The organism is Cupriavidus sp. MPR-AND1C, from assembly GCF_058809705.1.
Genome location: NZ_JBXASU010000024.1, coordinates 19,989 through 30,935, shown reverse-complemented (window position 1 = coordinate 30,935; position 10,947 = coordinate 19,989). Strand labels below are relative to the sequence as shown.

Sequence of the window (10,947 nt, the reverse complement as noted above, 5' to 3'; positions counted from 1 at the left end):
CCCCAGGGGGGGCCCCCCGCCGCCGGCCGCCCTGCGTGACAGGGCGGCCAGGCTTGCATCGATTAGGCCTTGACGGCTGCCAGCGCGGCGTTCAGCGTCTTGCTGGGGCGCATCACGATGTCCAGCTTGGCAAAGTCGGGCTTGTAGTAGCCGCCGATATCGGCTTGCTTGCCTTGCACGGCCGACAGCTCGCCAACGATGACCTGCTCGTTGTCGGTCAGTTGCTTGGCCAGCGGCGCGAACTGCGCTGCCAGGGCAGCATCGTCGGTCTGTGCCGCCAGTTCCTGGGCCCAGTACATGGCCAGGTAGAACTGGCTGCCGCGGTTGTCCAGCTGGCCAGTCTTGGGCGACGGGTTCTTGTTGTTGTCCAGCAGCTTGCCAGTGGCGGCGTCCAGCGTCTTGGCCAGAACCTTGGCCTTTTCGTTGCTGGTCTTGATGCCGAGTTCTTCCAGCGACACCGCCAGCGCCAGGAATTCACCCAGCGAATCCCAGCGCAGGTGGTTTTCTTCCACCAGTTGCTTGACGTGCTTCGGCGCCGAGCCGCCCGCGCCGGTTTCATACATGCCGCCGCCGGCCATCAGCGGAACGATGGAGAGCATCTTGGCGCTGGTGCCCAGTTCCATGATCGGGAACAGGTCGGTGAGGTAATCGCGCAGGATGTTGCCGGTCACCGAGATGGTGTCCAGGCCGCGGATGACGCGTTCCAGCGTGTAACGCATGGCGCGCACTTGCGACATGATCTGGATGTCCAGGCCGGTGGTGTCGTGATCCTTCAGGTAGGTCTCGACCTTCTTGATCATCTCGGCTTCGTGCGGGCGGTACGGGTCCAGCCAGAAAATGGCGGGCATGCCGGAGTTGCGCGCGCGCGTGACGGCCAGCTTGACCCAGTCGCGGATCGGCGCGTCCTTGACCTGGCACATGCGCCAGATGTCGCCCTCTTCCACGTTCTGCACCAGCAGCACTTCGCCGGTGGCGATGTCAACGATGCGGGCTTCGCCGGCCTCGGGCACTTCAAAGGTCTTGTCGTGCGAGCCGTATTCCTCTGCTTGCTGCGCCATCAGGCCGACGTTGGGCACGGTGCCCATGGTGACCGGGTCGAAGTTGCCGTTGGTCTTGCAGAAGTTGATGATTTCCTGGTAGATGCGGGCAAACGTGCTCTCCGGGATCACGGCCTTGGTGTCCTTCGGACGGCCGTCTGCGCCCCACATCTTGCCGCCGATGCGGATCATGGCCGGCATCGAGGCGTCCACGATCACGTCATTGGGCGCGTGCAGGTTGGAGATGCCCTTGGCCGAATCCACCATCGCCAGCTCGGGACGGTGCTCGTGGCAAGCGTGCATGTCGCGGATGATCTCTTCGCGCTTGGAGCTCGGCAGGCTTTCCAGCTTGTCGTACAGGTTGACCAGGCCGTTGTTGACATTCACGCCCAGTTCGTCGAACAGCTTGCCGTGCTTCTCGAAGGCTTCCTTGTAGAAAATCTTCACGGCGTGGCCGAACACGATGGGGTGCGAGACCTTCATCATGGTGGCCTTCACGTGCAGCGACAGCATCACGCCGGTCTTGCGCGCGTCTTCCATCTGTTCTTCATAGAAGTCGCACAGCGCCTTCTTGCTCATGAACATGCTGTCGATGATCTCGCCGTCCAGCAGCGACACCTTCGGCTTGAGCACGATGGTCTTGCCGCTCTTGGTGACCAGCTCCATCTTGACGTCGCGGGCGCGGTCCAGGGTCATGGACTTTTCGCCGTGATAGAAGTCGCCGTGCTTCATGTGCGCCACGTGGGTGCGCGAAGCCATGCTCCACTCACCCATGCTGTGCGGGTTCTTGCGTGCGTAGTTCTTGACGGCTGCCGGCGCGCGGCGGTCCGAGTTGCCTTCGCGCAGGACCGGGTTCACGGCGCTGCCCAGGCACTTCGAATAGCGTTGGCGGATGGCCTTCTCGGCATCGGTCTTCGGGTCTTCCGGGAAATCCGGAACCTTGTAGCCCTTGGCCTGCAGTTCCTTGATCGCGCTGACCAGCTGGTGCACGGAGGCGCTGATGTTGGGCAGCTTGATGATGTTGGTGTCCGGCTGCAGGGTCAGCCGGCCCAGCTCGGCCAGGTTGTCGGGCACGCGTTGTGCCTCGGTCAGGAATTCGGGGAATTCACCCAGGATACGACCCGCCACCGAGATGTCGCTGGTCGTCACGTTGATGCCGGCCGGGGCGGTGAAGGTGCGGATGATGGGCAAAAAGGCACTGGTCGCCAGCAGCGGAGCTTCGTCGGTCAGCGTGTAGATGATGGTGGGTTGCTGGGTACTCATTGCTTATCTCAGGATCAAGAAATAGGTTGGAGAACGCCACCGGCTGGGTCACAGCCCGGCAGGAATGCCCGAATTTTGCCTGAATTTTCTCCAGGGGGGTCTGAACCACACGGGGTTTTTGCTTCGCAATCGCAAAATGCAAGTTTTGCGTGGGGGCAAGGCTCGCGGCGCGTGGCGCATGCGGGGGCGCACGGCGCGCCAGCAATTGCCCCCTCGCTGCGCCCATCTGGCGGGCCAACGGGCTTATCTGCGCCCAAAGCCAGCTAACAGGCACAAAACCGCTGCGCTAGTCCCAAAAACTGCGGAACGCGGCGGCAGCGATCACGGGGACCGTCAGCACCAGCGGAATGGCGAAGTACGGAACTTCGAGATCTACGCGCCACTTGTAGATGAGCCAGGCGATGCCGGCCGCAAGCGTAACCAGGCCTACGAGCGCCGCGAGAACGTTCAGTACCTTGTCGGACGGGCGCCTGCGCGTGCGTTCTTTGGTGGAAAGCGCTTTCATCCCAGCTCCAATGCAGATCGTGACGGGCATTTGCTCTACTTTGCTCTATTAAAGGCTACTCCGGCGCCCTGCGTAAGGGCGAGTCATGGCGGGCATGCATGGGGGATATTGGTGAGAGTCCTGCCACTTCGTGGGCCGCATTGGCCGGATCATGGGCGCCTTAGGGCAAAATACCGCCTTGAGCGGCCCGGCCGGGCCCGAAGAACAAGATGCTGACGGGCGAGCCCGCCACTGCGCGCACCACGCCGTTGCCTGCCGGCAAGCGCCTGCGCTGCGGCAGGGCCGGCCCAGTACAGCATCGCCAGGGGACAGCTCGTCCTTCAACAGAGCACATCTGGAGCCATTGATGACCGACTCGAACATGTCTTTCCTGGGCAGGATTTCTCTTGCCATGGGCACGTTTTTCAACATCCTGGGCGACCGCGAGCTTGCCGCGGGCGTGCGGCGCCTGCGTGACGGCACGGGGCCCGGCGCAAGTCCAGCGCCCGCCGCACCGGTCCCTGCAGCGGTCCCTGCACCGGCCCCCGCCCCCGTGGCCGCGGCACCGGCCCCGAGCGCGCTGAAGGAAGCGAGCCCGGAGGCCGCTCTCCAGCTGCTGGGCCTGCTCCAGCGCGACGCGCGCTTCATCGATTTTGTCGAGGAAGACATCGCCGGCTATTCCGACACGGAAATCGGTGCCGCCGCCCGGCTGGTGCATGACGGCTGCCGCGCCGTGCTGCGCGAACATTTCACCATCCGGCCGGTGCGCGAGGAAGCCGAGGGCAGCCGCGTCACGGTGCCCGACGGGTTCGATGCCACCGCCATCCGGCTGACCGGCAACGTGGTCGGCAGCGCGCCGTTCAACGGCAACATCAGCCACCGTGGCTGGCGCGTGGCGCAAGTCCGCCTGCCCCGGCTGGCCGAGCGCCATGACGCCACCGTGATCGCCCCGGCCGAGGTCGAGCTATGAGCGACCCGCGCTACTCGATCGGCATCGACCTGGGCACGACGCATTGCGCCCTCTCCTACGTCGACCTCGCCACCAGTGACGGTGAGAAGACCACCCAGGGCGTCCTGCCCATCACGCAGCTCACCGCACCAGGCGCTATTGAAGATTGCGACCTGCTGCCGTCGTTCTTGTACCTGCCGCATCCGAGCGAGCTGGCTCCGGGCGACCTGGCCTTGCCGTGGAACGCCACGCGAGACTTCGCCGTGGGCGAGCTGGCGCGCAGCCGTGGCGCGGCCACGCCGATCCGGCTGGTATCGAGCGCGAAGAGCTGGCTGTGCCACCCCGGGGTAGACCGCCGCGCGGCGATCCTGCCGAACGACGCGCCGGCGGAAGTGCCGCGCGTGTCGCCGCTCGAGACTTCCGTGCGCTATCTCTCGCACCTGCGCGAAGCGTGGGACCACGCGCATCCCGACGCCCCGTTCGGTGAGCAGGACATCACCGTCACCATTCCCGCGTCGTTCGATCCGGCCGCGCGGGAACTGACGGCAGAAGCCGCCGAATCCGCTGGCTATGCCCGCATGACCCTGCTGGAGGAGCCTCAGGCCGCGCTCTATAGCTGGATTCAGAAGAGCGGCGGCCAGTGGCGCAAGCAGGTCAAGGTGGGCGACATCATCCTGGTCGTCGACGTGGGTGGCGGCACTACCGATCTCTCGCTGATCGCCGTGATCGAGCGCGAGGGCAACCTGGAGCTGCACCGCGTCGCCGTCGGCGAGCACATCCTGCTGGGCGGCGACAACATGGACCTGGCGCTGGCCCACGTGGTGGCGCGCAAGCTCGCGGCCCAAGGCACGCAGGCCGACCCATGGCAACTTCGCGCGCTCACCTATGCCTGCCGCAGCGCCAAGGAAACCCTGCTCAGCGACCCGGCCACGGACGCGGTGCCGCTGGTCGTGCCAAGCCGCGGCTCCAAGCTCATCGGCGGCTCGATCCGCACCGAGCTGACCCGCGCCGAGCTCACCCAGATCATCCTGGAAGGCTTTTTCCCCCAGGTGGATGGCTCTGCCCGCCCGGTCAGCCGGGCACGCGCGGGGCTGACGCAACTGGGCCTGCCGTACGCGCAGGACCCGGCCATCACGCGACATCTGGCGGCGTTCCTGGGCCGCCAGGTGGCAGCGCTGGCCGAGATGGAAGGCCTGGCCGGCGCGCCGGCGCCGGGTGCGACCTTCCTGCATCCCACGGCGGTGCTGTTCAACGGCGGCGTGTTCAAGTCCGCCCTGCTGGTCGAGCGCATCCTGCAGACGCTCAACGGCTGGCTCGCCGCGGAAGGCGCAGCGCCCGCGCGCCTGCTGGGTGGCGCCGACCTGGACCTGGCTGTCGCGCGTGGCGCCGCGTACTACGGCTACGTGCGCCGCGGCAAGGGCGTGCGCATTCGCGGCGGTACCGCGCGAGCCTACTACATTGCGGTGGAGTCGGCGATGCCCGCCATCCCGGGCTTCGAGCCGCCCATCCAGGCGCTGTGCGTGGCGCCCTTCGGCATGGAAGAAGGCACCGAGGCGCCGTTGCCGGAGCAGGAATTCGGGCTCGTGGTCGGCGAGCCCGTGCACTTCCGCTTCTTCGGCTCGTCGGTGCGCCGCCAGGACCAGGTAGGCACCCTGCTCGACTTCTGGGGGCCCGAAGACCTGCAAGAGCTCGACGAAATCCAGGCCACGCTGCCGCCCGAAGGCCGCACGCCTGGTGAAGTCGTGCCGGTGAAGCTGCATGCCCGCATCACGGAGGCCGGCACGCTGGAACTGGAAGCCGTGCCCCGTGGCACGGGCGAGCGCTGGAAGGTCGAGTTCGACGTGCGCGGCAGCGCGAATGCCTGAGTGCCATGCATGAAGCGGTATAGCGTCGGCATTGACCTGGGCACGAGCAACACGGTCGTCGCCTATGGCGAGGCAGGGTCGGAGGACATCCGCGTCTTCGACATCGATCAACTGGTGAGCCTGGGCGAGGTGGCCACGCGGCCACTCCTGCCGTCCGTGCGGTACCACGCGGCGCCGGGGGAGTTGAATGCCAGCGATCTGCAGTTGCCGTGGCAAGTTGCCAGTGGGGCCGAAGGGGCCGAGGGGACGGACGGGGCCGCATCGGGCCAGGTCGTGGTGGGCCGCCTGGCGCGCACGCTGGGCGCACAAGTGCCCGGCAGGCTGGTCGCCAGCGCCAAAAGCTGGCTGTCGCATGCGTCGGTCGACCGCGTCGCGCCGATCCTGCCGTGGGGCGCCGCCGACGAAGTCGGCAAGGTGTCGCCGGTGGCGGCCAGCGCCAGCTACCTGGCGCACGTGCGCGCGGCATGGAACCACCGTTTTCCCGATGCCCGGCTCGAGGAGCAGGATGTGGTGCTCACCGTGCCCGCCTCGTTCGATGAGGGCGCGCGCGCCCTCACGCTGGAAGCCGCGCGCATGGCCGGACTGCCCGCGCTGCGCATGCTGGAGGAGCCCCAGGCGGCGTTCTACGACTGGGTGTTCCATCATCGCGAAACGCTAGCGGCCGACCTGGCGCAAACGCGGCTGGTGCTGATCTGTGATGTTGGCGGCGGCACCACCGACCTGACGCTGATCAAGGTGGAGGTGCAGGACGGCCAGCCACAATTGACCCGGATCGGGGTTGGCAATCACCTGATGCTCGGCGGCGACAACATGGATCTCGCCCTCGCGCATCTGGTCGAGTCGCGCATCGCCACGGCACACTCGCGCTTGTCGGCGGGCAGCCTGTCGCAGTTGGTCGAGCGATGCCGTGCCGCCAAGGAGCAACTGCTCAGCGCGCAAGCGCCGGACGCGGTCACGATCACGCTGCTCGGTTCGGGCTCCCGGCTGATCGGCGGCGCGCGCTCGGTCGAAGTCACCCGGCAGGAGATCGAGCAGATCATTGTCGAGGGGTTTTTCCCAGCCGTTTCGGCCGGCGAAAGGCCGGGGCGCTCACGGGGCGGCATCGTCGAATTTGGCCTGCCCTATGCGGCCGACCCGGCGATCACCCGGCACGTTGCGGCCTTCCTCGGCCAGCACGCAGCCCAGTCGCGCATCGCGAACGCACAGGATGCAGCAGAAGCGCCAGACGACGCGCCACCGATGCCCGACACCTTGCTGCTCAACGGCGGCGTGTTCCGCGCCGAGGCGCTGACGGGGCGTCTGTCGAGCACGCTTGGCGCCTGGCGCCGAGCGCCCTTGCATGTGCTGCACAACGACAACCCCGACGTGGCGGTCGCCCGTGGCGCGGTGGCGTTCGCGCTGGCCCGCGCCGGGCATGCGCCGCGCATCGGCGGGGGCTCGCCGCGCAGCTATTTCCTCGTGCTGGACAACGGTGATGCCGCGCAGGCAGAGCGCGGCATTTGCCTGTTGCCGCGCGGCACCGAAGACGGCCAGGAGATCCATCTCAAGGATCGCACCTTCTCCCTGCGCCTCGGGCATCCGGTGCGCTTCCACCTGGTCTCCTCCGTCGCCGACACGCCCTATCAGCCAGGCGAACTGGCCGACCTCGCCAGCGGCGATTTCGTCCGCCTGCCGCCGATCGCCACCGTGGTGCAACCGCGCGGCGCCAGCGACGCGCGGGAGACGCTGGTGCAACTCACCACGTCGCTCACCGAAGTCGGCACGCTGGAAGTGCACTGCAGCGAGATCGCCAACGCTTCGCAGCGCTGGCTGCTCGAGTTCCAGCTGCGCGGTGATGCCCCAGCGGCAGACACGGCGACCCACGCGCCGCACCCCTGCCTGGCCCAGGCCGTCGAATGCATCGACCGCACCTTTGGCGCCCGCTCGCAAGACGTTGGCCCCAAGGAAGTCAAGCGGCTGCGCGCGCAACTGGAGCAACTGCTGGGCGCGCGCGACCAATGGGACAGCGCGCTGCTGCGCGCCCTGTTCGGCACGTTGTGGGAACGCGCGCGCCGCCGCCGCCGCACGGCAGACCATGAACGCCTCTGGCTCAACCTCGCCGGCTATTGCATGCGGCCTGGGTTCGGCTACCCGCTGGACGAGTGGCGCGCCGGGCAGCTCTGGTCGTTGTTCGAGCAGGGCATCCAGTACGTCAATGAGAGCCAGATCTGGTCGGAATGGTGGACGCTGTGGCGCCGCACCGCTGGCGGCCTGGACGAAAGCGCGCAGTTGCGCTTGCTGGACGACATCGCCTTCTACCTGCAGCCCCCCGGCACGGGGCGCTACAAGCGCCCCGCCGGCGCTGCCAAATCAGGCTACGCCGACATGGTGCGGCTCGCGGGATCGCTGGAACGCGTGCCCGTCGAGCGCAAGATCGAAGTCGCCGAGTGGCTGCTCGCGCGGCTCAAGAAGCCCTCGGAGAACCCTCAAAGCTGGTGGGCCGTGGGCCGCATCGGCGCGCGCCGGCCGTTCTACGGCAGCGCGCACAGCGTCGTGCCACCGGAGGTGGGCTCGCGATGGCTGGAGGCGATTCTTGCGCTCGACTGGAAGAAGGTCGAGCCGGGCGCGTTCGCCGCCGTGCAGATCGCCCGCATGACGGGGGACCGGTCACGGGACCTGCCGCTGGAGATCCGCATGCGCGTGGTCAGCCGGCTCGAGGCCGCCAACGCGCCACGCAGCTGGATCGACATGGTGCGCGCAACGGTGGAACTCGATGAGGCCGATGAAGGACGGGTCTTTGGCGAGTCGCTGCCAGCGGGGTTGACGCTGATCGTGGCCTGAGTGCGGTCGCGGTGGGCCGGCATGGCCTAGCCGACCTCCGCGAATCTTCGCAGCGACGCGAGATCCAGTATCTCGACGGACCCGCGCGTGCGCTGCACCAGGCCCTGCGCCTCGAAATCCCTGAGGATCTGGTTCACTGTTTGCCGGGAAACCGACAGCATCAAGCCGAGTTGCTCCTGCTGCACGTTGATCACCCGCTTGCTCAGGCCATGGCGCTCGCCATAGCCGCCCGCGATGGCCAGCAAGCGGCGCGCCAGCCTGACCGGCACAGGCATCAGCACCGACGAGCCAATCGCTTCGAACGCCAGCCTGAGCTTTGGGGCCATCAGCAGGCCAACCGCTTTCCAGTACACCGGATTTTCGTCGAGAAACCGCACCGCATCCTGCTGGCCGATATGCAGCAGCACCACGTCGGTCTCGATCCAGGCGTCGTGGGCGCGCGGCAAGGCGTCAAACAAGGCAACCTCGCCGAACCATTGCGGCGTTTCCGCAAAAGCCAGCAGTGCCTCCTTGCCATCGGCGGAGGAACTGGTCATGCGGATGGCGCCAGCCACCACAAAGTACAGGCCATCCGCCGGGTCCCCGTACGCGAACAGGCGCTGGCCCGCAGCTAGTGACCTGACCTTGGCGTGCGCCACGATCCACCGTTGAAAATCAGCGGCAAGACCGGCGAACCATGCGCTGGATCGCAGGGCGGCGAGGTAGTCCTCGGGGGTGGATGATTTTGACACTGCGCCAATCGTAGTCTTATGTCAGGAAGGCGACATTGTAGTCGGCCATTCCCTGCAAAGATCGCTCATTGCAATCAGGGACCTGGATGAAAACCCTGGAAACCCTGAAGACCCGAAGCACCGGCGACTTCGCCATCCCGGCAACAATCCCGGCAACAACCCCGACAAGAGGAACGAGGCAATGGACATAGCGACCTCCCCCGCTCTCTATAAGCGTGACTTTCCAGCCGCATTCCGTGCGATCCGCAAGCTGCTGGCAAACGGAGACGACACCACGCAAGTGTTTCTCATCATGCGCGCCCTTAACGGACCGTCCACGCCGAAGAACTACGCGCGGCTCCTGAGGACCACGAGCGGGCGGCGGCTGGCTTATCTTCGCGTCGAACTGACGGAGCGCTTCTCCGACCCGGCGTTCATCGCCAGCTTCGCGCCCGGCACGCTCGGGGCTGCCTACCGCTCGTTCCTGGAAGAAACGGGCTACAGCGCGACAGGGCTGGCCAAGATCTCAAACCTCGACCGCGAGCCGCTGGTGGAAGACCCCTATGCCTGGTTAGGCAGGCGCACCCGCGATATCCATGACATCTGGCATGTGCTGACCGGCTACAAGGCCGACGAGAACCTGGGCGAAGCAGCGCTGGTGGCGTTCAGCTACGCACAGACCGGCGGCCTCGGCTGGGCATTCATCGCCGCTGCTACCGCCTTGCAGAGCCTGCGCAAGACCGGCAACACCGCGTACCTGCGCGCCGTTGTCGAGGGGTATCGGCATGGACGCAAGGCGAAGTGGCTGATGGCCGAGGACTACGAGACGCTGCTGCATGAGCCGCTCGAGGCAGCGCGCGCGCGGCTGGGCATCCTCGAACCCGTGCTGTACCAGGCGGCCAGCAAGGCCGCGCAATGCCAGCCACAGGGCGCGGCTTAGCAATCGCTGTCTTCCGACCGGGCTCCAGGCGCTACGCCGTGCTGGTAGCGCCCGGCGGGGTCCATGAAAGGGGCGTAGAGCGGCCCTGGCGTGATGGCAGGCGTTTGGCAGGCGTTTGGCAGGCGCCACCGGGAATGCTATGCTCCCCATGCGCTTGCTGCCGTCGGCAGCAAGCGTCATTCAACGAAAACAAGACTCCATAATCCATGGCTACCAAAGCAAATGCTGTCGTAAAGACCACCGCCAAGCCTGCCGCCAAGAAGGCGGCGCCGGCAAAGAAGGCGGCTCCGGCAAAGAAGGTCGCAGCGGCCGCGCCGGCGGTGAAACCCCTGAAGGACACCTTCAACAAGTCCAGCCTGGTGGCCCACCTGGTGGCCCAGACTGAACTGGATGCCAAGACGGTCAAGACCGTGCTGGTCCATCTGGAAAACACCATCCTGAGCGCGGTGCACAAGAAGGGCGCCGGCGAATTCACCCTGCCCGGCCTGTTCAAGGTCGTGGCAACCCAGGTCGCCGCCACCAAGAAGCGCTTCGGCAAGAACCCGTTCACCGGCGAAGACCAGTGGTTCGCCGCCAAGCCGGCGACCGTCAAGGTCAAGGTTCGCCCGATGAAGAAGCTGAAGGACGCCGCGCTGTAAGCTGAGCGGGCAAACAGGCCGCAACTGGAACAAAAGGGAGCCCGCGTGGCTCCCTTTTGCATTGCAGGTCAATGCCCGATTTCGAGCACAGGCGATGAAGATCGGGGCCGAGTGGATCTTCGCGTGCGAGCCACGGCATACCTGGCCGCCCTTCCTTCATGCATCCGCCTGGGCACGCCATCCTCGCCAGGCAACAAGCCCCGGCACTCAAGTTCCCACCTCAATTGCCGATACTCACCAT

The 10,947-nt window shown here is 66.5% G+C and carries 8 protein-coding genes; 5 read left to right on the top strand and 3 right to left on the bottom strand.

All coding sequences use genetic code 11. The features are described from left to right. Nucleotides 1-62: 62 nt before the first annotated feature. Both AC1RWI_RS15425 and AC1RWI_RS15420 read right to left on the bottom strand, forming a co-directional pair. Complete coding sequence (locus tag AC1RWI_RS15425) at nt 63-2,300, bottom strand: NADP-dependent isocitrate dehydrogenase (protein ID WP_043355002.1); 2,238 nt, start codon at nt 2,298-2,300, stop codon at nt 63-65. A 286-nt stretch (nt 2,301-2,586) separates the two neighbouring features. Further along, complete coding sequence (locus tag AC1RWI_RS15420) at nt 2,587-2,805, bottom strand: hypothetical protein (protein WP_043355000.1); 219 nt, start codon at nt 2,803-2,805, stop codon at nt 2,587-2,589. Between the two features lie 346 nt (nt 2,806-3,151). Here AC1RWI_RS15420 and AC1RWI_RS15415 point away from each other — a divergent pair, with 346 nt between their 5' ends. Genes AC1RWI_RS15415 through AC1RWI_RS15405 form a run of 3 tightly spaced genes read left to right on the top strand, consistent with a single transcriptional unit; the run spans nt 3,152 to nt 8,418 of the window. Further along, the gene (locus tag AC1RWI_RS15415) at nt 3,152-3,754 is read left to right on the top strand and encodes a DUF2760 domain-containing protein (RefSeq protein WP_043354998.1); all 603 of its coding nucleotides are present in this window, start codon (nt 3,152-3,154) and stop codon (nt 3,752-3,754) included. After that, on the top strand, nt 3,751-5,598 hold the full coding sequence (locus AC1RWI_RS15410; RefSeq protein WP_043354997.1) for an Hsp70 family protein: 1,848 nt from the start codon (nt 3,751-3,753) through the stop codon (nt 5,596-5,598). Before AC1RWI_RS15415 ends, AC1RWI_RS15410 begins: the two co-directional genes overlap by 4 nt. 9 nt (nt 5,599-5,607) lie before the next feature. Continuing rightward, nucleotides 5,608-8,418: an Hsp70 family protein gene (locus tag AC1RWI_RS15405; RefSeq protein WP_492867294.1), complete on the top strand. Its 2,811-nt coding sequence runs from the start codon at nt 5,608-5,610 to the stop codon at nt 8,416-8,418. Between the two features lie 26 nt (nt 8,419-8,444). Here the strand turns inward: AC1RWI_RS15405 and AC1RWI_RS15400 are convergent, their stop codons facing one another. Beyond that, on the bottom strand, nt 8,445-9,149 hold the full coding sequence (locus tag AC1RWI_RS15400; protein ID WP_492867292.1) for a Crp/Fnr family transcriptional regulator: 705 nt from the start codon (nt 9,147-9,149) through the stop codon (nt 8,445-8,447). A gap of 181 nt (nt 9,150-9,330) precedes the next feature. Between AC1RWI_RS15400 and AC1RWI_RS15395 the strand changes: the two genes are divergently transcribed. Next, on the top strand, nt 9,331-10,068 hold the full coding sequence (locus AC1RWI_RS15395; protein WP_043354994.1) for a Coq4 family protein: 738 nt from the start codon (nt 9,331-9,333) through the stop codon (nt 10,066-10,068). 206 nt (nt 10,069-10,274) lie between these two features. Beyond that, nucleotides 10,275-10,706, top strand: coding sequence for an HU family DNA-binding protein (locus AC1RWI_RS15390; RefSeq protein ID WP_043354992.1), 432 nt, complete (start codon nt 10,275-10,277; stop codon nt 10,704-10,706). Nucleotides 10,707-10,947: the final 241 nt, after the last annotated feature.